Source organism: Paractinoplanes brasiliensis, assembly GCF_004362215.1.
Classification (GTDB): domain Bacteria; phylum Actinomycetota; class Actinomycetes; order Mycobacteriales; family Micromonosporaceae; genus Actinoplanes; species Actinoplanes brasiliensis.
On record NZ_SNWR01000001.1, the window covers coordinates 5,411,047 to 5,436,422 of the forward strand.

Consider the following 25,376-nt stretch of genomic DNA (forward strand, 5'->3'; position numbering starts at 1 on the left):
AGGGGAAACAGTGATGCAGGTCGGTCAGCGTGGTGTGCAGCCGCGGAGCATCCCCTCGTGCGCAGGGAGCAGGTAGCGAGGGCGACGGGGATGCTGACTGTCAAGGACGCCCGAAAACTGGTTCTGGCCCTCATCTCGTGATCGCAACTGACCCCAGGCCGTCTGATCAGCGGCTGAGCAGAACGCGCTTCCGGAGCAGAGCGAACCCGGCTCGCCCATACATCTGCCTTTTGAGCATCTTGATCCGATTCACGTTGCCCTCGACCGCGCCGGAGCTGTGTTCCAGGGTCAGGCCGTTGCGGACGGCGTCGTAGTCCTGCTGCAGGCCGGTGGCGAAGGAGTGCAGGTGGGGAAGGTCGTCGGCGCGGACCGCGGCGAGCCAGTCATCGAGGTTCTGGCCCTGGCGCCGGATCAGCATGGTCGCGAATGAGGTGACGTGGGTGGCGAGCCGGTCCAGGTGCGGGCAGTCGGCGCGGACCTGGGCGAACATGGCGTGCTCGTCGGCGGTGAGCGCGTCCGGGTGCCGCAGGATCCACGAGTTGACCTGCCGGTTCTTGAGCGGTTTCGGGGTATCCGGCGGCGGTGGCATGTGGTGCCGCCAGGAGTGCAGTTGGTCGCGGAGGGTGCTGTAGCCGCCGGTGTAGCCCAGTGCTCGGATCTCCTGGTGCAGGATGGTGATCGTGGTGCAGCCTTCGTTCCAGCGTTTGCGCAGGTGATCGACCCAGGGATCGATCTTGCTGGGGCGGGAGCCGGTGGATGACTGGGTGAGCAGGTCGTCTACCTGCGCGGCGCGTAGGTAGCGGCGGACGGTTTCGCGGGCCAGGCCGAGTTCCCGCACGATCGCTTTGATGCTCTTGCCGGCGGCGTGCAGGTCGTGGACCTGCTGGTGGCGCAGCCGGATTCGGGCGGCCAGGCGCCCGTCGGTCGGTGCCGGTGGTGGTGTGGCTGCCGGTTCCTCGGGTGTCGGTTCGGTTGTGGGCGTCGGGTCGGTGTGCCTGGTGGTGAGGCAGCGGAAGTGGTTGGCGACGGTCTTCTCGACGTAGCCGGCCAGGTTGTGCAGCAGGTGCCAGCGGTCCGCGACCTGGATGGCGGCGGGGGCGTGGGTGCGGGCTGCTTCGGCGTAGGCGCCGGCCCGGTCGCGGCAGACGATTTCGACACCGGGATGTTGCTGCAGCCAGGCGCCGACGGTGTCGGCGTCACGGGCGGGTAGCAGGTCGATCGGGCGGCGGGTGGCCATGTCGATCAGGACGGTGCCGTAGCGGTGCCCGCGGCGCAGCGCGAAGTCGTCGATGCCCAGGACGGTGACTGGCGTGCTCGCCGGGTCGGGGATGCGGCGGATGACGCGCAGCATCGTGGTCCGCCCGGCCCGCAGGCCGAGCCGGTCGGCGAGCCGGGCGCCGGCCCGGCCGGCCAGAGCGAGCCCGATGTCTTGCAGGGCCTGCGAGGCGTGCTGGCTGCGCCGGGCATACCGGCTGGTCAGTCCGGGAACCTGCTCGACGAACGTCACCGTCGGGCAGCCCGGGGCGAGGCAGAAGAAGCGGCGGACCAGCAGTTTCAGGACCATCCGGCGGGCGCCGACCACCGCATCGGCGACTCGGCGGGTGTACCGGCTGTGAATCCGGGCGCTGGGCTTACCGCAGGCCGGGCAGTCTGCGTCGGTGGTGCGAATGTGGGCTTCGAGCAGCACGGATGTGGGTTGAGCTTGGACCCGGTCGATCGCCAGGCGTGCCAGGTGAGGGAAGACCATTCCAAGATCAGAATCGACGCACCGTCGGAACTGTACACAGTGGATCTAGCTCATCAGGCAGCGGTGCGGCGCATCGCTCCGGCGCGGTCGAGGGCAACGTGAATCGGATCAAGATGCTCAAAAGGCAGATGTATGGGCGAGCCGGGTTCGCTCTGCTCCGGAAGCGCGTTCTGCTCAGCCGCTGATCAGACGGCCTGGGGTCAGTTGCGATCACGAGATGAGGGCCAGAACCAGAACCAGTTTTCAGCCGCCGTCGACACTGACTTCCGGCGGAGCACCCCCGCGTGTGCGGGGAGCAGACCTGGCAGGTGCAAGAGAACACGGCCCACCCGGGAGCACCCCCGCGTGCGCGGGAACAGAAGACGCTCCGGGGCATGAAGTGCCAGTTGTCAGGAGCACCCCCGCGTGCGCGGGGAACAGGAGCGGGTCGCAGCAGCGTTGGTGTTCGCCCAGGGAGCACCCCCGCGTGCGCGGGGAACAGCGCTCATGACCTCAGCCCTCCGCCTGTGATCGAGGGAGCACCCCCGCGTGCGCGGGGAACAGTGCACCCCGACGGAAGGCGGCCGCCGTGCCCGAGGAGCACCCCCGCGTGCGCGGGGAACAGGTTACCCTTCTTCCGCCGGTTGCTGGCGGACTGGGAGCACCCCCGCGTGCGCGGGGAACAGTCCCGCGACGGCGCCCTTCGGCGTCTCGCCGTCGGAGCACCCCCGCGTGCGCGGGGAACAGGGCCGGGTGTGGCCGGTTTGCTCATGGCTGACCGGAGCACCCCCGCGTGCGCGGGGAACAGATGACCGAGGCGCAGCGCGCCCCCGCCGCCCAGGGAGCACCCCCGCGTGCGCGGGGAACAGTTGATGCTGGCGGTGAGCGGCACGGTGGCCTCCGGAGCACCCCCGCGTGCGCGGGGAACAGTACGTGGACGTCGACCCGCAGCACGTCAAGCAGGGAGCACCCCCGCGTGCGCGGGGAACAGCTCGGGACCCGCGCCAGCAACCGCACCGGCGTGGGAGCACCCCCGCGTGCGCGGGGAACAGGCGAACGCGGACACCCTGGCGCAGACGGCGGCGGGAGCACCCCCGCGTGCGCGGGGAACAGGCGGCGCGGCCCCGACCGTGCACATCCTCAGCGGGAGCACCCCCGCGTGCGCGGGGAACAGGCCATCGCGTCGACCATGTCCCACTGCGACTGCGGAGCACCCCCGCGTGCGCGGGGAACAGGACCCGCGGGGGGTTGTGCAGATGGAGCAAAACGGAGCACCCCCGCGTGCGCGGGGAACAGCTCCGCAAGGGCTACAGCGGGTCGTTCGAGCAGGGAGCACCCCCGCGTGCGCGGGGAACAGGCTTGATGAACTGGGATCCTGAAGATCAACTGTCTGGTTTTTGTTCAGTCGGGTTGCTGGAGTGGGTTCTTGTCTCGGTGCCGCGGCGTCCGAATCTGCGACGTTTGGCCGCTTTGCTCCAGCCGGAAGGCAAGGCCGGGTTGAAAGGCGATTCCCCAGGCCGACGGATCAGCATCACGCCGTCCAAGTCGACTGGCTCCCAATGGTGGTCGTGCACGGCGAAAGAGAGCCTTTGCTCACTGTGCTTCTGATACACGAGAAGCGCCCGGCCAGGGCCGGCCATGTCGACTACCCGGGCCCATAGGCGGTCACGAATGCGGGTGTTGACGTGTCCGACGTACACGCCGGCGGAGATTTCGAGCAGCCACTGTGTCAGGTGGCCACGAAGGCCAGGCGGGCAAGACGTGAGGACGATGACGATCATCAGAAGTCCACGTCACCGGTGTCGGCGTAGTTGCGACCGGCGGCGACCTCAAGGCCTTCGTCGTCCCAGAGCCGGACGGCGTCCTCGTCTTCCTCGACGGGGCCGCCGAGCTCGGGCTTGAGCAGGAGCATGCGAATGTCCCTGACGCATCGTTCCAGCAAGGCCCCGTCGTGTACGCGATCACGCACTCGGCGACGTGTGTCGGCGCTGATGTCGGTGGAGCCTTCCGCAACCAGGTCGAAGGCGATCGGAATGGTGATCTCGGCTTTGTACAGGTCCGCGATGTCGTAGACGAACGCTCGCTCGTGACCGGTGTGGATGAAGCCGAGACCGGGTGCGGCTCCGAGCGTCACGATGACGGCGTGCACGATCCCGTACAAGCAGGTGTGCGCGGCTGACAGCGCCTGGTTGATCGGGTCGCCGCCGGCGAAGTCGGCCTTGTCGTATTCTCGTTGGTTCCACGTCACACCGGTTCGCTTGGCGTTCTCGCGGTAGATGCGCCGTACTCGAGCGCCCTCTTTGCCTCGTAGTTGTTGCATCGAGAGGTTTCCGGTGTCTTCGCCGGGAAAACGCATCGCGTACATGGTGCGGGCCACGGCCAGCCGCTTGTTGCGGTGGCTGACCGCGGCGGCCTGGGCGACCAGCAACCGGCTGGAGGCCGCCAGAGAACGTCCGTGGGCGTAGTAGCGCACGCCGCGTTCGCCTACCCACACGGCAGTCCCGCCGTGGTCGGCCAGCAACATGATCGCTTGGTGGGTGATGCTGGTGCCGGGCCCGAGCAGTAGCACACTGATGGTGGCGGCCGGGATGTGTATGACGCCGCGGTCATCGGTAGCGGTGATCGCGTTGCTGTCACGGTGGATGACGCTGCGTTCGAGGTAGAGGAAGCTGATGCGGTCCTCGGCTCGGGTGAGGTCGGCGAGTTCGGCCGGTGGCACGCCTGGCGGCTTCATCGTCCGGCCGTTGCGCCCTCAGCCGCCGCGAGGGTGAGCAAACCGCAGCCGTAGGCTTTGGCGTGCCCTATGCCGCCGGTCAGGGTCGCACGGAAGGCCTCGCCATCCGTCACCTCGAGGATGCCGTCGTACGTCACCGTGGTCAGCGTGACCGGGTATGCCCCGCGGCTGAAACTCAGGGTTCTCCGATGGTGCAGACGCAGGTTCGGCCGGCCGTCCCGCTGCGTTGCCACGGCGAACCCGAGCCGGGTAGCGCGACGAAGCAGCCATTGCTCTTGTTCGCTTTCCCGGACGTAGCCGAAGCGCTGAGTTTCTTTCGCCTCAGCCGTTTTTCGCCCGCTGTGGGCCGGGTTGGCCGTGAGCCGAAAAGCCCAGCGTTGGCCGGGCTGCAACGTGCCGAGCAGCGGGTCGTACTCACGGGTGTCCCAGGTTGCGGTCGTCGGCCAGCCGGCCTGTTCGACCAGGTGGGTAAGGTCCGGACGGCCGGGGCTGGTTATGTAGAGGTAAACCGTCGCGGTGGCCGGTGTGTCGAGGCGCCACAGGGTCCGGCTGCCCGGCCGCTCGTAGTCATCGGACGCGGGGAAGGCGGCCCGGACCGCCGCGTGCATTGCCTGCGGGGAGGACAGGAGTTTCCGGGCTCCGCGACGGGCCGGGTTGATCTGGAACCGGGTGAGGAACATGGTCAGCCTCCCAGCAGGCTCAGCGGATCGTGGTCGATGACGCCGGACGACTCCGCGAGGTCGTTCGTGACGGGGACGTGGCGGCGTAGCACCGAGCGCCACGTGTGCTGCCGGTGGGCGGGGTCGAAACTGACCGGCTCGTCGGGATGAGTCTCGGTATCCTGGTCGCCCGGCCTGGCATCGCGGATCACTTCAAGCTGGACGATGCGAGGAGCGCCGCGGCGGTATCGGTCTGTGGCCTGCCAGGGCCAAGTCTTCAAGGCGTCGTCGAGGCCAATGTCTTCTACACCCAGGCTGACCGGACCGGCCGGTGGGCAGGAACGCCGGCCGAGATAGAGCGGATAGCAGGGCCGTTTCAGAGCCCCGGCCAAGTCGTGGATCAGAGCTGCGTCACCCTGGACAGCGGCGAGGAAAATCGCATCGGAAAGGTAGAAGCGGTAGGTCAGCGGGGCGCTGTGCCGCCCGTCGAGGGAGCGGGCGGTCTGGAAGTCGCGAAGGATCTGGCCCGGCTGGTCAAGCCGGACCCCGAATTCCAGGCCGAGAAGGTCGGTGAGTGGCTCGGTACGCCGAATGCCTTTCGCTGCGGCGAGCATGCCGATGACACCGCTCTTGGTGGGCGCGATTTCGGTCCCGCGCCGGGCAAAACGGCTGGACGAGCCCCAGGCCTGCAGCGGGCCGGCGAGTTTGAGCAGCAGAACTGTCATGCCGGTTGTCCGAGCGTCAGGCTGATCCGCTCTCCTACCTCGTTGACCAGCTCGTCGAGAGTGACAGCCTTGCCGAGATCCGCCAGCGCTGAGGTCTGGTCACCGACCCGGGTGACCCAGCTTGCCACCGGCTGTTCGCCGTAAGCGTTCTCGACCGCCGCGGTGTGTTCGGCGAGGGCAGCTGCGGCCAGCTTTATCCGCCCGGATTCCTCGGTCTCACGGATGGGTGTCTCGAAGGCGCCGACCAGGTTGATCGGCTGTGTGTCGCGCATTCGCACGATGATCGCGTCAGGCAGCGTCCGGTGGGCGAAGGTGTTCTGTTTGCCGGTGGGCATGCTGCGGGCGAAGGCGGTCAGAAACGCCTTGACCGCGGCTTGGGTGGCTGCCGCTGAACCCAGAGTTTCGTGCAGGGCGTTCACGTCGACCGTTGCGTACCGGAAAAGGGTGGAGGAGTTGAACTCGATGGTGCCGATCATCCCCGCGCCGCTCTCGGCGACGTCTTGCTTCCGGTCGTCGACCGCGGTGAAGTAGTCGAACTCGTTGTCCACCCCGTGCACGCTGATGGCGTGAGCCACCTGACAGGCCGCGTCGACATTGATGTCGGTCATGTCGGCGACCATCCGGCCGAACATGGCGATGTCCACTGAGTGGTCGCTCTTCACGAGGGCCTTGAATTTGTTCTTGTCCAACGGGCTGCCGTTGCGTGCGGCTTCCAGCGCCGCGGCTGCCAGGTTGTCCAGTTGCCGGTGGCTGAGGAACAGCAGGTAGCCGGACTCGACGTTGGCCGCCTCGGGCTTTTTCTTGTCGGCCTTGACAAGGCCGCCGGCGACAAACACCTCTGTGGCCAGGCTGGAGGCCTGTTCCTGGGTGAGAGTCGGGTCGAGGGCTTTGATGCGTTCCGCCAGGGACTCGCCGACCCGCTTCGTCCGTTCGCCGAGCTGAGAGCGGTCGAGCAAATCCTTGAAAGCCAATCGCATGGCCCGCTTCCATGCCTGACTCGACACCCTGGCTCGCCGGACACCGCCGTAGACGGCAGTCTTGGGTGAGCCTGTGTCGTCGCGGTTGACGTTGCTCGGCGGAACGGTCTGCAGGGCGTAGACGTCAATGATGGCGCGGTTCATGCCGAGGTCCCCTCTGAGGTTTCGATCGAGTTGTCGGAGTCGGTCGTGGCGTGTGGTCGGCTGCGGAAGAACTCACGTCCCCAGACGGCTTGCACCCGTTGACGGCCGCCGGGAAGGCGCAGGGTGCGAAGGTCCTCGGCGAGCAGGCCGTAGTCGAGTGGGATCTGGTGGCCGCGCAGCATGGTGATCAGTCCGCGCAGGTGGTGGATGCTCTCCTGGTAGGTGCTGGCGGTGCCGAGTGCGGAGAAGCGGCGCCGTACGCCGTCCGGCCCGGACGATGCCCGGACGAGCTCCGCCATGGCCCGACCGAGGCCGCTGCCATCGACGTGCATCTTCTCCGCCCGTGACTGCTGATGCAGGGCATACAAGCTCACCGCGTCGTGAACGGCGTACTCCACGTCCGTGGCGGACTCAAGCTGTCGCGTATTGAGGAGTTCGTCAGGTACGTACAGGTAATCCTCGAGGGTGTAATCGAAGCCGGGATCACGACCGATCGCGCGGCGGAGGCGGGCCAAGGCGCTCACGGCCTGTGGCAGCGGGTTGTCCCGCAGATACAGGGCCTGCAGGCGGCCGACCGTACGCGCGACGTGGTCGCCGACCTCAGTGCGGCGCTTCCTCACCCACGTTCTGCGTGCTGGGGCATGCGCTTCAGCTGTCGTCATGCTGGCATCTCCTGCTTCTGATCGGTAGTGATCGTCATCGGTAGAGCCTTGGCCAGGTCGCGCCGGAACCATGTCTCCGCCTGGTAGCTGGAGTAGTGGATCTCCCGGCCGTTGCGGTCGAGCTTGGTCCGGCCGACCCAAGCCACCGGGCCGGCTGCCTCCACGAGTTCGCGACCGATGAGGTCTACGGCCCGCCACACTCGTTGCTGCCAATCGGCACGTTCGGCTGTCGGGTCGCTGTCGGGGCCGAGGCCGGCCAGCCAGTTGCGGAAAACCTGATCCAGTACGGCGTAAGCCCGCTCGGCAGCCCGGTCAGCGGCGCCGTTGTCGTCGGGGCCGCCTGCGGCACGGACGAGGTTGGTGGCGAGACCCCGCAAGGCACGGACCGCGGACTCGGCATCACCGGTCGCATCGATGGCTGTGGCGCGCAGTGCCGAGTCCTCAACCAGCAACAGCACGTTCATGGTCAGTGAGTCGGAGAAGACCTCGTCGATGACCGCTTGCTGGGTTCCGTAAGCGACGCTCACGGCGTGCGGCCGTACCTGGAAGTCCCGGCTCACCACGCCGTCGCGGGTGAGTCGCGCGAGCCATTGCAGCACCGTCGCCGACAGTCTCTGGGGCGGTTCGCTGGCGGCGGGCACGGGCGGGGGCAGCAGGGTCTGCAACCCCCGCCACAGTGCCCTGGTGTGGTCGTGTGGTCGCGGCAGATAGATCGGAACCCGTTTCTGTTCACGTTCCCGCGGAGCGCTTCGTCCCCAGACGCTCATCGGTTCGAGCAACTGGCGGTCTTGCCGGTCCAGCCGATCGCCGATGGCGATCATTGCACCGGTGATGCCGCCGGCATCGCCGAAGAGCCTGATGCGGCGGGACTGCCAGGTGTAGAGGCTGAGAAGCCCGTACGGACCGCGGGTAGCGCCGGGTTCCTCAGCGGCGCTTTGCGGCTCGCGTTCCCAGACGGGTACGTCACGCTCGTCGGCTGGTTGCCGGAGCGGGCCGATCGGCACGAGGTTGAGCAGAAGTGTCTCGAGCAGCGTGGCGCCGTCCAGATACACACCGCCGAGGTTGCCGAGAGCACCGACACCGATCGAGTAACCCTTGCCCTTTTTCACCCGCGGGTCACCGAGCGCCCCGGTCTTGATGCCGGCCGGGTCGTAGGCCTGGCAGTGCACCAGCCACCGTGCCGCCTCGGCAGGAGGAATCGATTCCATGCCGGGTCCGGCGCGGCTGGTCAGGAACGGCATGCCGTTGGGCACGTCAGCGATGAGCCGTTCCAGCCCGTACGCGTTGTCTTTCTCGGCCCGCAGGCCGGCCACCTGGTAGAACGGGTGCCGCGGATGCAGCAGATCGAACCGGTCACGGAACTCGTCGAGGTAGTCGGCCAGGTCGCTCAACGGCAACCGCCGACCTCGCCAGAGGGCCCGCCAGGACGCCTCGCTCGGGGGGCCGTCCGCGCTGCGATGCAGGACTGCCAGCGCCAGCCGCAGGATCGCGAACGTCTGCGTCGGCAACTCGCACGCGATCATCCGAATCTCATCGGCCTGTTCGAACAGCCCGCGTAGCGACACCTCCCGATGGCGGCCTTCAAGGTCCAATACCGGGATCCACGCATCATCGATCAAAGTGAAGCCTTGAGAATTACTCCGAGCAGCCAATCTGCTGCCTCCGTCCTGTTCTCCGGGTAGCCCGCATCAGCTGTCTCGCGTGGCCCGGAGGCCCTCGTGAGAGTCGTAATGGAGGTTGAAAGTGCCGACTCGCGCGTGGCCGTCCCTGTCGATGTCCAGGACCAGCTCGCCGGAGAGCCACGGGCTGTCCTGCCAGGCGCTGAGATCGACCCGGCCCTCCAGCTCATCGATGACGCCGTCGATGACGTCGGCGGCTGTCATTGACCGGGGGAGGGGCAAGGTGCAGCGGGCGACCTGCCGGGCCAGCCGTCGGTCGGGTTCACCGGCGGTGGGCACGAGTGCCCCACCCGCGTCGATCCATGGTGGAATCATCAGACCTTCGGGGGTGCGGACGAGCAAGAGGACCTCGAGCGTCTCCCCGTCGGTGTCACGAACGTGCCCTCTCGCCGTCTGTTCGTCCGCGTCGCCGACGCTCCCCGAAAGCCAGCCGATCAGCGGTGTTCCGGCGTCGGCGACGCCGGCCAGCCGGAAGCCGTCTGCCTTCAGTTCCTTTGCGGTGAAGGCCTCCCGCTGTCTCGCCTCGGCCTCGCCGAGCGCCGTCTGCCACGCCTCCGGTCCCACTTCGGTCGGGCCGTATGCGGCCTGGGTGAGGGTCGCGATGTCGGCCGGCAGCCGAAGTGGCACGCCGTCCAGGTGCGGCAGCAACACGGCGGCGCTGCGCAGCAGCATGGCGGGCTGGTAGACCCGTCGCGACCCGGTAACTGGCTCGGGCGGCTCCTGGGTCCAATCGGCGCCCGCGAGCCAACAGGTGGGTGTGCTCAGCCCTGCCGGTCGGTCGTTACGTGGGTGGCGATGCAACCGGCCGATCCGTTGCAGCACCAGGTCGACGGGTGCGAGGTCGGTGACGAGCAGGTCGAAGTCGATGTCGAGGGACTGCTCGGCGACCTGGCTGGCCACCACGACGTGCCGGTACGGCCGCCGCCCGTTGCCCGGTGGTCCGAAAGTGTCGCTGAGCCATCGGTCCTTCGCGGCGCGATCCACGGCCATGAAGCGCGAATGCGCGACCGATATGGGCGTGTCCGCGTCGAGCGCCGCGCGTAGGTGCTCCGCCGTCTCTTGGACCCGGGCGACGGTGTTGCGGATGACCAGGGCACATCCGCCGTGGCGCAACGTCTCGCGCAGGAGGGCAGCCAGTGTCTCCGGATCGTCGTCGAGACGGCAGAGCCGGACCTCGCTGCTGCGACCGGAGTCGGTGCAACTGGCCGTGACGCCGCCGCGACCCGCGGCCGACGTGGTGATCAACGGATAGCGCCTGTCGGCACGTACTGCCTCGTACGGATCGACCTTGGGCTTGTGGCGGTCGCGCCACGTGAGCGGCGGTGGCGAACCGAGCCGTCCGTTGTCGTAAGCCGCCAGCAGTTCCGCGCGCCTCTGCGCCGGCAGGGTCGCCGAGAGCACAACAACCGGCACGCCGTACGCGGCAAGCCACTCCAGGGCGCGGTCCAGGAATCGGCCCATGTAGACGTCGTAGGCGTGTGCTTCGTCGATGACGACGACTTTTCCGGCAAGGCCGAGATGACGGAGAACCAGGTGTTTGCCCCGCAGGGCGGCGAGAAGCAGTTGATCGATGGTGCCGACCACAAAGCTGGACAGCAGGGACCGTTTCGACCCGGCCAGCCAGGTATGAACCCCGATCTCGGCACCGCCGACGTCCTGCCCGACAGCGCTCGGCAGTGAGCTGAAACGCAGCCGGTCGTACTCGGCGTTGAGCGCCGCCTTGCCATGGGCGAGCCGCACGTCGCGTGCTCCTCGTCCGATCCGGGCGTCTGGTAGCCGACGGAGCCAGGACAGCATCCGGAGGAACATGGCGTCGCTGGTGGCCCGGGTCGGTAACGCGAGGAAACATCCTGAGGCCCCGGTGCGCCGGGCAAGGATCTCCACCGCCGCAAGAGCCGCCTCGGTCTTCCCCTCACCCATCGCTGCCTCGACGATGAGCATGCCGGGCACCGGCATTCTGGTGGCCAGTTCCACCACGGTTTGCTGCACCGGGCGCGGCACTGCACCGGAGGGCAGGGCGAAACGGGTGGCGAACAACTCGGCCGGGTCGGTCGGTAGGGGCTGGGCCGGCAGCCACGGGACGGGAAGGTCGACTTCCTCCCAGCCGAATCGGAGCCGATCTTCGTCGGAAGCGTCGAGCACGTACGGGAAGAACTTCTCGTTGCTGGCGATCCAGTCGGCGACGATGACCAGTCCGGTGAGGGCCGCCTGGGCAGGCTGCGACAGCGGGGTGCCTGCCCAGTCCGGCAGCCGTTCACGAGCGCCGGACCGGGCAGTCATCCAGGCGAGCAGCTCGCTCTGAACCTGTTGCCAGGCCTCGTCCCCGAGCAGGTATCTCCGAAGCAGGATGCCGTCCAGCTGCTCGTCGGTGGGTGGTGTGCCGTGGTGGCCGCCGACGACCACCGCGTACGTGTGCGGGTCGGCCCAGCCCTGCTGCCGCAGCCATTCGGCGAGCACGATATGCCCAGCAGCGTCGTGGCGAGCCCGTTTTCGCTCGGTGCAAACCTCCTCCCGGTCGTAGCCGAGCCCCTGGTCGCGCATCCGGTTCACCAATCCGGCGGTGTGGTCGCGGAAGGATGCCTGCACGGCGAACGCCGGTGTCGCTTTGCCGATGTCGTGCACGCCGGCGAGCCAGGCCGCGAGCGTACGGCCGTCGCTGTCGCCGCCTGGCAATTCGCCTGCGATGCGGCGCCTTACGGCGGGGCTGAGCCAGTGTTCCCATAAGCGACCGGCAACGTCGGCCGAGTCCGCGAGGTGCCGCCACAGCGGTAGCCAGCCGACCGCCGACAGGCCCGTACGGTCGGTCTTTCCCCACGCCGAGCGGGCAGCTGAGCTCAGTCCCGCTGCGCCTTGTCCCATGGTGCTCACGTCAGCGCCGGCAGCAGGTTGGTCGGCTTGCCGCTGTGCGACAGATAGAGCACGTCACGGGCCCTGGTGAGTGCCACGAACAGGAGGCAGCGTTCCCGCTGCAAGTCCTGCCGGTAGGCGAGTGGGTCGTCGGCCGCCGAGGTTACGGCGTTGGCCGCCGGAAGAGCCCCTGCGTCCAGCCCCACCACGGCGAGGCATCGAAACTCGAGCCCCTTCATTCCGTGCATGGTGGTGACCCGTACGCCGTCGGTGCCCTGGTTGTCGTCGGCAACCGGGATGTACGCGCCGGCGAGGGTTGTCCTGATGGCCTTGACAAGCTTTCCCGTACGGGCGGCGACGCCGATCGCATGCGGCTCGACGCCCTGATCCAACCATGTTCCGACTCGTTCGATGAGACTCTCGAGTTCGTCGTTCTGATCGCGGTGGGTGCTCAGCTCCGGCCTGCTGCCCCGGGTGATCGATCGGTAACCGGTCAGGGAGTCCGGAGCGTCGTCGAGGCCGACTACTGCATGGGGGTCCAGAACCTTCACCGACAGGTCGAGGATTTCGTGGGTGGTGCGGTAGTTCACCGTCAGCCGACGGGTTCGGCCGCGTACGGGAATTCCGAGGCGGGCAAGCGACACCTGGCTGTCATAGATGCGCTGGTGGGGGTCGGCGAGCAGGAACATGTCGTTGTTCCCGGCGGGCACGAGCGCACGCAACAGCCGCCACTGCGCAGGGTGAAGATCCTGTCCCTCATCCACGACGATGTGCCGGTAGGGGGCCGGTGCGCCTGCGGCGAGGGCAGCAGCCTCGTCAGCGAGTTGGGTGTGGGTTTGCATGCGCATCGAGGCCAGTTTGTCCACCACGCCGGAGATGGCGGCCCAAACCTGGTCACGTTGCGCCGCACGCAGACCTGCGCCTCGGCCCTTTCGTGGAGTGTCGCGGTAGGCCTCTGCCGTGGTCAGCTGCTGAGCCAGAATCACCTGCTCCCACTCGCGTTTGAGGAAGGCGGGGCTGACCCGGCTGACTACACCGGCACGATTCACCTGCGAGGGAGCGGTGCGGGCGGCCTCTTCCCAGAGCGGTTCCACGATCGAGTCGGTCGCGACGGTGATCCTCTTCCGGCGCTGCGCGACGATCTGGTGCGCGAGTTTGTCGACGCCGACGACCTCGATGCGCCGCAGGACCGCAGGATCGGAGCTCAGCAGACGCAGTTGCTTGCCCAGGGCGTCGGCAAGGGAACGCGTGTAGGTGGTCAGTAGCACCTTCGACTCGTCGTCGGGTAGCCGTCGGGCGAGGAACACGGCCCGGTGCAGGCCGGTGACGGTCTTGCCGGTGCCCGCGCTGCCAGTGATCAAGGCGGGCCCGGTGTAGGTCACGCGGTAGGCGACGTCGCGCTGGGCAGAGTGCAGGAAGGTACGCCACACGTCGAAGGGGTGGGCGAGAATGGCGGCCAGTTCGACCGGGCCGGAGACGAAGGCGATCCGGTCGGGAGTGCGCTGAGCGGCGGTGAGCAGGTCGTCGGGGTTCACGTCGTCAACGATCCGTTCGGCCATCTCTTCCCACACTTCCGGGACGGACATGCCGCTGGCCAAGCCGGTCAGGACGTCGTACTGGACCTGGGGGAGCAGGGTGCTCAGGCCCTCCAGCTCCTTGTCCGTGCTGATCCGCCGAAGCAGCGGCACAAGTTCCTTGTCGATGCCGAGCCGTTCGAAGTTGGCCGCCGAGACGTCGTCGAACAGTCCGGTCGTCGGCGACGGCTCGGTGGATGCAGTGAACTCGTCGAGGCCGGCCTGATCCCGTACCTCCAGGACGCCGAGCACCTGGTTGACGGTGAACCGCCGTCTCGTCGCGAACGTGTTGGCGTCGTCGTGCGGCAGCACGTTGAGCAACGCGTAACGCTCTGCGCCGAGGGCGAGGACGACGCCACGGTAGAACTGGTCGATGCGGATCGTGCGAACGTGGGGATCCCTTGCGCCGCTCAGTTTCTCGAGGTGAATACCGGCATGAGTGTGCGCGGAGAACTTGTCGATCGCGGTCAGGACCGCATGTTGCACCGGCCGCTGCAGTTTGGCGTACGCGGGTAGGAACCCGCGGTCGATGGCCAACTCGGCCATACTCACTCCCCTGTTCGGTCCACTCAGCCGACCAGCACGCCATAACAAGCGACCGCAAAGCCAGCCTGGTTCTCACAAACCGTTCGGCAAGCTGTCACCGTCGGCTGTGGACCTCACCCTGGCACGGTGGCCAACCCGTCCGCAAGTTGTGAACGGTATTTCCAAGAATTGGCACGGCTGTTCGCCCGTAGGCTGTTAAGGTCAGGCTCGTGGAGGCAGGCATTCGCCTAAAGGGCCGATACCGGCTAGACCGTTTTCCCCTGGCCCACCACGGAATGGCCGAGGTGTGGCCCGCGCATGACACCGTGCTCAACCGCCCGGTGATCGTTAAGGCTGTCCCGGCATCCACGATGGATGTCGACCTGGCGAAACGGTTCCAGCGTGAGGCGCTGCTGACCGCGCGGCTTGTCCACCCAGGTGTGCCCGCCGTTTACGACTTCGGCCAGCACGACGGCCGCTTCTATCTGGTCATGCAGCGAATCCGGGGGATAGCCCTGTCCGACCTGATCGCGGAGTACCACCCTCTGCCGATCGCCTGGGTGGCCGCCATCGGTGCACAGGTCAGCAGTGTCCTGATTGCGGCACGGCAGATCGGCCTGATTCACCGCGACATCAAACCGAGCAACGCCATGCTGGAGACCAGCGGAGCCGTGAAGGTGCTCGACTTCGGGTTGGCGGCGATATACGGAGACGACCGCTACTCCAGAATCACCCAGAGCGGTGACAGTCTCGGCACCCTCGGCTACATGGCCCCGGAACAGGTTGAGGGCAACCCCACCGATCATCGCACCGACCTCTACGGGCTCGGAGCCACCCTCTTCGACCTCCTCGCCGGGCGCGCGCCCTTCGACGGATCCACCACGACAAGCACCGTGCAGCGCCAATTGCGAGCCTCACCGCCCCGCCCGGCGACACTCCGTACGGACATCCCGGCCCCTATTGACGGCCTGGTTCACAGGCTGATGGCCCGCAACCCGGAGCACCGTCCCGCCAGTGCAGCCGAGGTGTACTCGGAGCTGATCCCCTTCATTGGGGATCTGCCGCCGATTCCCAGGGTCGTCAACAGTCAACCCGACGCCGTCAGGGCCTATGCGGCCGTCGTCGGCCAGGTGCATGTTCCTGCTGGAACTCGGGCCCAGGACAACACACCACAACTGGATATGGACCCAGGACTCTCCAGGAAGAGGGGCGAAGAGCAGGCCGAGTCGCTGGCTGCCGCCGGGAACCTTCGAGCCGCAGTCCAGCAGTGGCGGCGGCTCGCTGAGCATCAAGCCTTCGAGCATGGCGCCGACGCCCCGACAGCCGTCGAGTACCACCTTCGGGCCATTCGCCTGCTCAGCGAGCTCGGCGAGAACGGGCGAGCCCTGCGTCAGCTCCGGTCGTTGCTGAACGACCTGACATGCCTCGTCGACCCCGAGCATTCGTCCGTCTCGGCCGTGCAGCAGGAGATCGCACGGATCAGCGAGACCGGATCCGAATAGCCCGCTGGGCTTGCCGGCCGGATGGGCGGCCGGCAAGCCGCACCGTCCGGGGATCACTGAATACCGGCGGCAGCAGAACCGCCTTCTGCTCCGCGAACCGCCTGCCGTTCAGGTGGAAGATCATGGTGCAACTCTGCCCTCGTGTCTCCGTCGTCAGTGCGCGCCGAGCCAGCGGCGAATACATGCCGCTGTGCTTCAGCCAGGCCGCCTCCTCGCCATGACCGTCGAAGCCCCGGCCGATCGCGGCGTGACCGAAAGCGTCGTGGACCGCCCGGAACATGTCGTTCTCAGCGTCACTGAGGTACGGATGTGGGTTACCGGTGTCAGAAGTGGCGAAAACCTTGAGCTCGCGGTGCGCGATGTCCTCGACCATGGCGGCGGCATCGGCGTACGGGTCAATGCTCGTGATCCGGACCTTCACACCGAGCCCGCCGAATTCGCGGCGACCCACCAGGTACTCGTACTGCCTGATGGTCTCTCGCCGGAGGGCAGCGTAGGCGTCGTCGGCCCGTGGATCCCGTACCGGCGCCTTCACATACGCCGCTGCGATGGCTGCCCCGAGCGTCGGGTCGAGGCGCACACGGGCGTAGTGATCGGGGGAAACCCAGTCAAGGCAGCCCCATCGTCGCGCGCCGTTCGCCAGGTACGAGACCGCACGCAGTGATTGTTTCGTCGTGGTCGCAGAAGGTTGCGCTGCCGTCGATGCGGATGAAGGCAATCGTGTTCATGGTCCTCCTCAGGTCGTTGTTCCGAAGCAGGTAGTCAGGGGCGAGGAGTGTCCGATGAGGTGTTGGCTCCCGGCCTTTCTGCCGCTTCCTGCTGCGCCCGTAGCGCCAACCCCAGCCGGCGAATCTCCGAAACGCGACGATCATGGTGGATCTTGGCGAACTTCCCGATCGTCGTACTGTGTCCGCGCCTGCCCATCGCAACCTCCAAGTGGCGGCCTGTGAACCATTCGGTCAGCACTGTACTTGTGAACTCAACTCACAGTCTAGACGTTTATGCTAGCGTTCACGCGTGACAGAACTGCGAGGTCCGACCGCCGACGGCCCCACCCTGACCGCCAGCGGCATCGCGCGGCTGGCCGACGTCGGAAGGCCGGCGGTGAGCAACTGGCGCCGCCGCTACGCCGACTTCCCGTCGCCGGTGGGTGGAACGCCCGGTAACCCGCAGTTCGATGCGGAAGCGATCGAGCAATGGCTCCGCAGGCAGGGCAAGCTCCACCAGGCCAGCCCCGAACAGCTCGTCTGGCGGTACATCGAGAACTATCGACCAGCGGTCCAGCTCGAAGACGCCCTCGTCGCCTGCGGCGCCTACCTGCTCGTAAGCAGCAACCCGCCAGACGAGCGGCGGGACACCCTGCTGACCGCGAAGCAAGTGCTCGCCCGCCTCCGCGCCCTCGATCGCGATCTGGCCAAGCAAGTCGGGGTGGTCCTGCCTGAGCGTTGGACCTCGCAGCTTGCCACGCTGCTTCAGGCAGTCCACGAGCTCAGCCGGGAGCAGAAACCCGAGGACATCTTCGAATACCTGCACAACCAGTACGTCACTTCTGCCCAGTCGTTGTCAGGCCTCGCCAACACCCCCGACCGCGTCGCCGGGCTGATGCTGGCGCTTGCCGGCCCGGGTGCGGTCACCTTCGACTTCACGTGTGGCACCGGTTCGATCCTTCGGCTGGCTGCCGATCAGGCCATACGTGACGGTGTCTCAATCCGCTGCTGCGGTCAGGAGATCAAACCGCAGTACGCGCTGATCGCCTTGCTGCGTCTGTCCTTCGTCTATCAGCGCGCCCGGGACTCCGGGCAGTCGATGGATCCACCGGCCGTGCATATCGGGGACAGCCTGCTGGCCGACGGCTTCCCCCATTTGAAGGCCGACGTCGTTGTGGCGAACTTCCCGTTCGGTATCCACGACTGGGGCCATGACCAGCTTGCCTACGACCCGCGTTGGGTCCACGGCCTGCCACCCCGTACGGAACCGGAACTTGCTTGGGTGCAGCACGCTCTGGCGCACCTACGCATCGGCGGCACCGCAGCCGTGCTGATGCCGCCAGCAGCCGCGCTGCGGCCGGCAGGTCGGCGCATCCGTGCCGAACTCGTGCGCACCGGCACACTGCGGGCGGTCGTCGCCCTGCCTCCCGGCTCGATGCCCCCCGCCGGCATCAGTCTCCACATCTGGGTGCTCACGCAGCCGGATCCGCAGCAGGAGATCAGCGATCGCCTGCTGTTCGTCGACGCCACCGCGTCGTCGCCGAACGACCCCCTGACGGGACCAGTCATCGAGGCCTGGAACGACTACCTGTCCGGCCAAGACGCCAAAGAATCCGACGGCCATCGCATTGTTCCCGCACTGCAGGTTCTCGAAGGTCAGGTCGACCTGACACCTTGGAAATACGTGTCGCAGACCGGCCGGCCGGTCGGCGACCCAGCGCAGACACTCGCGAAGGTAAAGGCTTTCGAGAAGTTGCTCGAACAGACCCGGGGGCGCTTACCGGCCCTCCAAGCAGCGAAATCGACCACCCTGGCTCTCGCTCCCCAGGCCACCGTCGCTGACTTGATCCGATCGGGTGGGATCGTGGTGCAGCAACGAACCGGTACACGAAACCGGTCACTACGAGAGGCCGGACCTTCCAGCACGACACCGGTGTCCGGTCAAGCCGGCGCCGCGCCCATCATTCGTGGTGGAGACATTGTAGTCCCCACCACGGGTCACGTAGTCGTCGCTTCGGTAGCCACACCCGAACAGATCGGCCAGGAACTCGAACCGGGCCACCAACTCGTGCGCATCGACAGAGAACAATTTGACCCGTGGTTCATGGCTGGTGTGCTGTCCCGCACCGAAAATGCGGGATTCGCCGGGCGGTCGTCCAGTGCCGGCAGCGGTGCCCGTCGCATCGACGTCAAACGGTTCACCATCCCCGTCCTCCCCCTCGATCAACAGCGCGAATACGGCCGAACGTTCCGCCAACTCGCCGAGTTCCGGGCAGCACTTCGCGAAGTAGCCACAACCGGCGAAGCCCTCACCACCGAGATCAGCGACGGACTCGCACGCGGTTCACTAACCGGTAAACCCCAGCGCTGAACTCACGCCCTGGATCACCCCGCTTACACAGGGAGCAGTTCCTGTACGGCCAGGAAGCCAACGTCATCCCGGGATCACCCCCGCCTGCGCGGGGAACAGGGCGACATGCTCGCCGAAGCGCGCGGCTACCGCGGATCACCCCCGCCTGCGCGGGGAGCGGCTTCTTGAGCTGTGGGTTTGATGATCAGGAAGCCATTTCTTGTTCACTCGTGCTGGGCCTCGATTGTACTCCGGCCTGCCTCCCATGGGTCGTCGCGCCGCTTTCTCCGCACAGGAACGCAGGCCTGTGAGCTGCAGACCACCCGCTGTATCGGTGTTCGAGACCCGGGAAGGAACGTTGCTGGCGAGCCTCGCCCAGGGCTTTCGCAGGCATCGCTGCGGAGTGCCGAGGAGCGTCTCAGGCAGAACATGCGGGTCGCTCGACGTGATGCCACGGGCCGGCTCGCACCGCTGCCGTCAGGGCGTGCCTGTGACGGTCAGCCACTCGAACGGCGACAAGGCGCCGCCCGGGGAACGGGAGAGCTCAAGCAGTTCGGGGGAGGGGCTGAGCCCGAGGTCGTCGCGGAACAGGCAACGGCATCGCTCGTACTGCCGGGCCGCCGCCCATCGGTTGCCGGCGGCCAGATGGGCCCGGATCACCGCGCGGTGGGCGGACTCGCGTAGGGGCTCGGCGGCGACCGCTGTGAGTCCGGCGGCAACGGCTTCCCCCGTACGCCCGCAGGAGATCAAGCGGTCGACGAGCGCCTCCAACGCGTGCAGGCGGAGCTGGCGGAACTGCTCGCGCGGCACGACCAGCCACTCCTCGTCCTCCCAGTCCGGCAGCAGGTCCTCGGCCAGGACGTCGCGGACGTCGGCGTGCAGCAAGGCCGGATCGTCGGGGCAGAACTCGAGCAGCCGGTCGGCGAGCTGGTGCCCCGCGCGGACGTCGACCCGCACCTCGGCGGCGAGCCGCAGGTGCCGGCCGTCGGCGTCGATCAGCCCGGGTTGCAGGTGCTGGGTGCGGCAGATCGCCGTCCGCAGGTTCGCGCCGGACCGGGCCGGTGTGGCGTCCGGCCAGAGCAGGTCGGCGACGTGTGTGCGGTGGACGGGACGGCTCTGCAGGGCGAGGTAGGCGAGCAGGCGCTGGCCGGTCGGGAAGACCGGGACGACCCGGTCGCCGGCCGTCAGGGCGAACCCGCCCAGCAGCTCGAGAACCACAGCACCCACCGGGTCAGCCTTTCACCGCGCCCGGCCCGTGTCTGCGAGCCTGTCGGCAAATCGACGGTCCGCCGGTGACCCCGTACGGGGAAAATGGGCCGATGGAAGTCCTCGTGGTCGTGCAGGATCCGGCGGGTTATGACCAGGCGATCGAGGCGTGGCGGCGCTCGGCCACCGTGACGCAGGAGCTGTCGCCGTGGGTGGCGCTGGCGCGGCTCGACGGGGAAGCTCCGGACGTGCCGGGCACACGCTGGTACACGGGCGCTGTGCCGCCGGAAGTGCTGCTCGGGCTCGACCCGCCGGCGCGGCTCTTCGTCGCCGCGTGGCGGGACAGGCAGCATCCGAAACAGCGGATCGGTGACGGGCTCTCGTGGGACGCGCCCGGCTTTCGTCCACCCGACCCGCCGCGCGCCTCCGGCCCGCCCGGCGAGTCGTCCGGTCTCGAATCGCCCGGCGCGTCGCCTGGTTCCGGCTCGCCCGGCCCGCTGCCTGACAAAGACGTTTGACGATATAGCCACATCCCCGTCACGGCCCGCGTGGCTCACTGGCGATCGGGGCGAATCCGATCGGCCCCGCGTGCACTGAGGGGGAGCGCGATGGCAGGTGACCTGGAGTTCAACGAGCGGGCAGTCTGGAGCCGGACCGGTGCGGCCGAGGCACGGACCGCCGGCGATCAGGAACAACGCATCATTCACCGGTACGGGCGCCTGGGCATCCTGGCCGGCCGGAGCGGCACCCCGCTCGCCGTGGAGAGCGAGCCGCCGCCCGACGACCTCAACGAAGCCGAACGCCTCGGCCTGGCCGCCCTTGATCTGCGCGAGTCGCAGGAGTATCGCGACGAGAAGGCGAACCGGTCCCGTGCGGGCGAGGCCTGGGACATGCCGGACTGCACCACAGTGGTGCCCACCCCGCCGTTCGCGGCGAGCGCGCTCGCACCCGGCGCGCAGGCGCCGGCCCCGACGAGCTCGTTCCTCGAGGGCTCGGTGGCGGTCGGCATCATCATCGTGCAGGGCCCGACACCGGCGCTGAAGTTCAGCACCGCCGAAGCCACCAAGGTTGTGGCCGAGGTGCAGAACGGGCTGGGTTTCTACGCCGCCCAGAACCCGCTCGCGAACATCACTTTCTCGTACGACATCAGGAACGTGACACTGAACGTGGCGGCCGACCCCAACGCGGCCGACCTGGAGGCGCGTTTCCGCGACCCGGCAATGCGGGCCCTGGGCTTCCCGGGGAACTGGAGCGGTGTCGGCGCGTACGTGGAAAGCAATCGCACCCGGCTCAACACCCGGTGGACGTACTGCGCGTTCTTCACCAAATATCCGTTGAGCTGGTTCGCGTACGCGTCCATCGGCGGCCCGCGGCTGGTCATGGACTACAACAACGACGGCTGGGGCCCGGACAACATCGACCGCGTCTTCGCGCACGAGACCGGCCACATCTTCGGCTGCCCGGACGAGTACGCCAACAGCAACTGCACCTGCGGCGGCGCGTGGGGCCGGTTCGGTGTGGCCAACGGCAACTGCGAGACGTGCGCGGCCGGCGGCGGAGTGTCCTGCCTCATGAAGGGCAACGACTTCGCGCTCTGCGAATACACCCCGAGCCACCTGGGCTGGTCGCCGCAACTGGTGATCCGCAACTTCGGCTACTCGGCCGGCAACTGGCGGACCGAGAAGCACCCGCGCCTGATGGCCGACACCACCGGCGACAAACGGGCCGACATGGTCGGGTTCGGCGAAGCCGGGGTGTGGGTCTCGCGTGCGCTGGCCACCGGCGGGTTCGAGGCGCCGGTGCTGCGGGTCAACAACTTCGGTTACACGGCCGGTGGCTGGCGGGTCGAGAAGCACCCACGGTTCCTGGCCGACACGACCGGCGACGGCCGCGCCGACATCGTCGGGTTCGGCGACGGCGGCGTCTGGGTCTCCCGCGCGCAGCCCAACGGCACCTTCGACGCGTTGCGCAAGGTCGTCGACAACTTCGGTTACACGGCCGGTGGCTGGCGGGTCGAGAAGCACCCGCGCTTCCTGGCCGACACCACCGGCGACGGCCGCGCCGACATCGTCGGGTTCGGCGACGCCGGGGTGTGGATCTCCCGCGCTCAGGCCAACGGGTCCTACGACGCGTTGCGCATGGTCGTCGGCAACTTCGCTTACGACGCCGGTGGCTGGCGGGTCGAGAAACACCCGCGCTTCGTCGTGGACACCACCGGCGACGGGCGGGCCGACATCGTCGGGTTCGGCGACGCCGGCGTCTGGATCTCGCGTGCGCAGGCGGACGGCTCGTACACCGCCCCGCAGCTGGTCGTCAACAACTTCGGCTACACGGCCGGTGGCTGGCGGGTCGAGAAGCACCCGCGCTTCGTCGCCGACCTGACCGGGGACGGCCGAGCCGACATCCTGGGCTTCGGCGAGGCCGGGGTGTGGGTGTCGCTGGCCCAGCCGGACGGCTCCTACTCGCCGCCCGAACTGGTGGTCGCCAACTTCGGCTACACGGCCGGTGGCTGGCGGGTCGAGAAGCACCCGCGCTTCCTGGCCGACACCACCGGCGACGGCCGCCTCGACATCGTCGGCTTCGGCGAGGCCGGGGTGTGGGTCTCCCGTTCCCTGGGCGGCGGCAAGTTCGAGCCTCCCGGGCTCGTGGTGACGAACTTCGGCTACACAGCCGGCGGCTGGCGCGTCGAGAAACACCCGCGCTTCGTCGTCGACTGCACCGGCGACGGCAAGGCCGACATCGTGGGCTGCGGCGAGGCCGGCGTCTGGCTGGCCCGCTCCTGACCAGCACCACCACAGGGAGGCGGGCCGATCGGCGGCCCGCCTCCACCCAAGATCGCGAAGTCGTGTGTCAGCGGGAGTCGGCGGGGGCGAGCTCGTCGTCGCTCCGGTGATCGGTGCTTGTCCGCGCCGGGACGCGTTCCCGGCGGAACGGCACGAGGTAGGAGCGGTCGTGCAGCCAGCGCTCGGGGCAGATCCCGCGCTCGCGGAGCTTCTGCAGCGCCGCCTGAGTCAGATGGATCCCGAGTGCGGCGGCGAGTCCGGCCACCAGCGCTTCAGCCACGTCTGCCCAGCCCACGAACGTATCCGCCCTTCGTCGGAAGACCGGATCTTCCCGGCATGATGATAAATGCTGCCATTACGGATCCCGGGGCCAGCTGGCCTCCAGCCAACGGTGTAGCGCCTCGCCCGCGGCGCACCGGAACCGGACCCGGCCCGGGGTTGGCGAGGACCAGTCGCTGAGTGCGTAGGGTCAGTTCACGGTGGACACGCTCACCCGTCGGCAGCTGCGCGAGTCCTTCCGGGCTGTGCACGTCGTGCTGACCGCGATCGACCAGAACTGGATGGCCCGGCTCGAACGGATGCAGACGGCCTGACCACACCCGTGGGGGCGCAGAGAGCCCGACTGCACATCAGGTCAGAGCGCTGGACGTCACGGTTGAGGACAAAGGGGACAACCACGGGGGTCTTCCAACCGCCCGGTGGCGTCCGCTCAGCAGGCAGCGTGATCTTGTCCGGTGCGAGGAAAGGCACCGCCGCGAGGTCAGAATGGGCTGCCTCGCAGCGGTGTCTTTACTTCTTGTCAGACGTGGTAGACGGCGATGGTCCGGTTCATCTCGGCTGCCATGCGGGCCAGCTCCTGAGCGGTCGCCTGGGTCTCGGTCGCGCCGGCCGCTGTGGCGTCGGCCGCCTCGGCCACGCCGGCGATGTTGCCGGCGATGTCGTCGGCGCTCGCGGAGGCCTCGGCGACGCTGCGGACCATCTCGTTGGTGGTGGCCGTCTGCTCCTCGACGGCGGCGGCGATAGTGGCGGCGTGGTCGTTGATCCGCACGGTGACCCCGGCGATCTCGCCGATCGCGACGACGGCGTGCTCGGTCTCGCCCTGGATGGCGCCGATCCGGCGCGAGATGTCGTCGGTGGCTCGGGCGGTTTCCTGAGCGAGGTCCTTGACCTCGGAGGCGACCACGGCGAAGCCTTTGCCCATCTCGCCCGCACGGGCGGCCTCGATGGTGGCGTTGAGAGCGAGCAGGTTCGTCTGCTCGGCGATAGCCGTGATCAGCTTGATGACGTTGCCGATCTCGGCGGAGGACTGGCCGAGCTTCGCGACGACTTCGTTGGTGCGCTGCGCGGTTTGCGCGGCCTGGGAGGAGACGGTGGCGGCCTCAGTCGCGCTGGTGGCGATCTCGCGGATCGCTACGCCCATCTCGTCGGCGCCGGCGGCGACGGTCTGCACGTTCTGTGACACCATGCCGGCGGCGCTGGAGACGGTGCCGGCCTGCGCGGAGGTCTCCTCGGCGGCTGAGGACATCTGTACCGAGACCGCGGACAGCTCCTCGGAAGCGGCGGCGACCTGGTGGGCGTTGGCGGCCATCTGGCGCACCATGCCGGCCATCGCTTCGGTGGAGGTGTCCAGGGCTTGTGCCAGCGCGCCGACCTCGTCCTTGCCGGTCAGGCCGGTGCGGGCGGTCAGGTTGCCGTCACGGATCGACATGAGGACCCTGACGCAGCGGGCCAGCGGTTTGGTGATCAGCCGGGCGATGCCCAGCGCCGCCAGCACACCTACCACCAGACCCGAGATGATCAGCGTGATCACCAGCGTGCGGGCGGTGTCGAAGGCGGACTGGGCGGCGTCCTTGTCTTCCTGTGCCACGACGATCGTCTGGGCCGAAACGGTGTCCAGGGCCTTGCGGGCTTGCCCCACCAGAGGGTCGATCTCGCTCTTGCGGATCTCCGCGACCTGGTCGTCCTTGCCGGCGCGGCTGAGCGGGAGAAGCCTGCCGTTGAGCACCGAGACATACTGCGACCAAGCCGTGTCGAACTCGGCGATGGCGGCGTTGCGGATCGGGCCGAGCTCGAACTTCTTGTAGCGGGCTTCGGCGTCGGCGAGCGTTCGCAGGTCCGTGGCCAGCGCCTTCTCCGCCTCGGCCTGCACGTCGGCGTCGTCGGTGAGGAAGTGATTGAGCGAGTCGATGCGGACCCGGTTGAAGGTGTTGCGCACCTCGGCGATGGTCTGCAGCTGCAGGCTGCCGTTGTAGACGTCGTTGGTGCTCCGGTTGATAGCTGCCATCTCCAGGACGGCGAACGACGACACTCCGGTGCCTATCGTGGCGACGACAAGCACCGCCCCGAGAATTTTCGTGCTGACCCGGCGGTCTCCCAACCAACCGGCCAGTCCCCGGCGGCGCTGCGATGCCTCAAGCGGTGTCGACTCCATGCACACTCCCTGAAATGGCAGCTCCTGACCTTTCGAGCCGCTTCCAGAAGCTCTTTCGTCGCCGGCGTTCGAATGCGAAGCCATCCGGTACTGCGATTCGAAACGCAACCGTGCTAATCCCATGGCGCTCCCGCTGCTCCGCTTC

The 25,376-nt window shown here is 67.9% G+C and carries 18 protein-coding genes and 1 CRISPR repeat array; of the genes, 4 read left to right on the forward strand and 14 right to left on the reverse strand.

The genetic code is table 11. The features are described 5' to 3' along the window. Positions 1–166: 166 nt before the first annotated feature. The 10 genes from C8E87_RS24615 to C8E87_RS24665 form a co-directional block, all read right to left on the reverse strand. Complete coding sequence (locus C8E87_RS24615; protein WP_239080043.1) at positions 167–1,747, reverse strand: ISL3 family transposase; 1,581 nt, start codon at positions 1,745–1,747, stop codon at positions 167–169. Positions 1,748–2,018: 271 nt separating this feature from the next. Next, positions 2,019–3,083: a CRISPR direct-repeat array (repeat unit 28 nt; unit sequence GGAGCACCCCCGCGTGCGCGGGGAACAG). Positions 3,084–3,108: 25 nt separating this feature from the next. Continuing rightward, a complete protein-coding gene (gene cas2e / locus C8E87_RS24625; protein ID WP_133875273.1) occupies positions 3,109–3,507 on the reverse strand; it encodes a type I-E CRISPR-associated endoribonuclease Cas2e in 399 nt (132 codons plus the stop codon). Then, positions 3,507–4,460, reverse strand: a complete 954-nt coding sequence (gene cas1e, locus C8E87_RS24630; protein WP_133875274.1) for a type I-E CRISPR-associated endonuclease Cas1e — start codon at positions 4,458–4,460, stop codon at positions 3,507–3,509. The genes cas2e and cas1e overlap by 1 nt, the downstream gene beginning before the upstream one ends. Next, the gene (cas6e, locus tag C8E87_RS24635; protein ID WP_133875275.1) at positions 4,457–5,140 is read right to left on the reverse strand and encodes a type I-E CRISPR-associated protein Cas6/Cse3/CasE; all 684 of its coding nucleotides are present in this window, start codon (positions 5,138–5,140) and stop codon (positions 4,457–4,459) included. The genes cas1e and cas6e overlap by 4 nt, the downstream gene beginning before the upstream one ends. A 2-nt stretch (positions 5,141–5,142) precedes the next feature. Continuing rightward, positions 5,143–5,844, reverse strand: coding sequence for a type I-E CRISPR-associated protein Cas5/CasD (cas5e, locus tag C8E87_RS24640; RefSeq protein WP_133875276.1), 702 nt, complete (start codon positions 5,842–5,844; stop codon positions 5,143–5,145). Continuing rightward, positions 5,841–6,965, reverse strand: a complete 1,125-nt coding sequence (cas7e, locus tag C8E87_RS24645; protein WP_133875277.1) for a type I-E CRISPR-associated protein Cas7/Cse4/CasC — start codon at positions 6,963–6,965, stop codon at positions 5,841–5,843. The genes cas5e and cas7e overlap by 4 nt, the downstream gene beginning before the upstream one ends. After that, positions 6,962–7,627 (reverse strand): type I-E CRISPR-associated protein Cse2/CasB, encoded by a 666-nt coding sequence (gene casB, locus C8E87_RS24650; protein ID WP_203720532.1) that lies wholly within the window; start codon positions 7,625–7,627, stop codon positions 6,962–6,964. Before casB ends, cas7e begins: the two co-directional genes overlap by 4 nt. Further along, positions 7,624–9,279: a type I-E CRISPR-associated protein Cse1/CasA gene (gene casA, locus C8E87_RS24655; RefSeq protein ID WP_133875279.1), complete on the reverse strand. Its 1,656-nt coding sequence runs from the start codon at positions 9,277–9,279 to the stop codon at positions 7,624–7,626. Before casA ends, casB begins: the two co-directional genes overlap by 4 nt. A gap of 36 nt (positions 9,280–9,315) precedes the next feature. Then, entirely contained in the window at positions 9,316–12,165 is a 2,850-nt protein-coding gene (gene cas3, locus C8E87_RS24660; RefSeq protein ID WP_133875280.1) for a CRISPR-associated helicase Cas3', read from the reverse strand. Positions 12,166–12,170: 5 nt separating this feature from the next. Then, positions 12,171–14,273: a UvrD-helicase domain-containing protein gene (locus tag C8E87_RS24665; RefSeq protein WP_133875281.1), complete on the reverse strand. Its 2,103-nt coding sequence runs from the start codon at positions 14,271–14,273 to the stop codon at positions 12,171–12,173. Between the two features lie 209 nt (positions 14,274–14,482). On the opposite strand from C8E87_RS24665, the gene C8E87_RS24670 reads away from it, so the two are divergent. Continuing rightward, positions 14,483–15,754: a serine/threonine-protein kinase gene (locus tag C8E87_RS24670; protein ID WP_239080040.1), complete on the forward strand. Its 1,272-nt coding sequence runs from the start codon at positions 14,483–14,485 to the stop codon at positions 15,752–15,754. Here the strand turns inward: C8E87_RS24670 and C8E87_RS24675 are convergent. Next, positions 15,732–16,334 (reverse strand): hypothetical protein, encoded by a 603-nt coding sequence (locus tag C8E87_RS24675; protein WP_133875282.1) that lies wholly within the window; start codon positions 16,332–16,334, stop codon positions 15,732–15,734. The two genes, C8E87_RS24670 and C8E87_RS24675, sit on opposite strands and share 23 nt — an antisense overlap. Positions 16,335–16,771: 437 nt before the next feature. On the opposite strand from C8E87_RS24675, the gene C8E87_RS24680 reads away from it, so the two are divergent. Then, positions 16,772–18,832, forward strand: a complete 2,061-nt coding sequence (locus C8E87_RS24680) for an HsdM family class I SAM-dependent methyltransferase (RefSeq protein ID WP_133875283.1) — start codon at positions 16,772–16,774, stop codon at positions 18,830–18,832. Between the two features lie 456 nt (positions 18,833–19,288). On the opposite strand, the gene C8E87_RS24685 is transcribed toward C8E87_RS24680, so the two are convergent. After that, positions 19,289–20,038, reverse strand: a complete 750-nt coding sequence (locus C8E87_RS24685) for an AfsR/SARP family transcriptional regulator (RefSeq protein ID WP_203720531.1) — start codon at positions 20,036–20,038, stop codon at positions 19,289–19,291. A 92-nt stretch (positions 20,039–20,130) separates the two neighbouring features. Here C8E87_RS24685 and C8E87_RS24690 point away from each other — a divergent pair, with 92 nt between their 5' ends. Together C8E87_RS24690 and C8E87_RS24695 are read left to right on the forward strand one after the other, a co-directional pair. Further along, positions 20,131–20,535 (forward strand): hypothetical protein, encoded by a 405-nt coding sequence (locus C8E87_RS24690; RefSeq protein WP_133875284.1) that lies wholly within the window; start codon positions 20,131–20,133, stop codon positions 20,533–20,535. A 90-nt stretch (positions 20,536–20,625) separates the two neighbouring features. Continuing rightward, entirely contained in the window at positions 20,626–22,800 is a 2,175-nt protein-coding gene (locus C8E87_RS24695) for an FG-GAP repeat domain-containing protein (RefSeq protein WP_133875285.1), read from the forward strand. A 67-nt stretch (positions 22,801–22,867) separates the two neighbouring features. Here C8E87_RS24695 and C8E87_RS24700 read toward each other — a convergent pair whose 3' ends face one another. Together C8E87_RS24700 and C8E87_RS24705 are read right to left on the reverse strand one after the other, a co-directional pair. Then, positions 22,868–23,080 (reverse strand): hypothetical protein, encoded by a 213-nt coding sequence (locus C8E87_RS24700; RefSeq protein WP_133875286.1) that lies wholly within the window; start codon positions 23,078–23,080, stop codon positions 22,868–22,870. A 519-nt stretch (positions 23,081–23,599) separates the two neighbouring features. Then, positions 23,600–25,231 (reverse strand): methyl-accepting chemotaxis protein, encoded by a 1,632-nt coding sequence (locus tag C8E87_RS24705; RefSeq protein WP_166661231.1) that lies wholly within the window; start codon positions 25,229–25,231, stop codon positions 23,600–23,602. Positions 25,232–25,376: the final 145 nt, after the last annotated feature.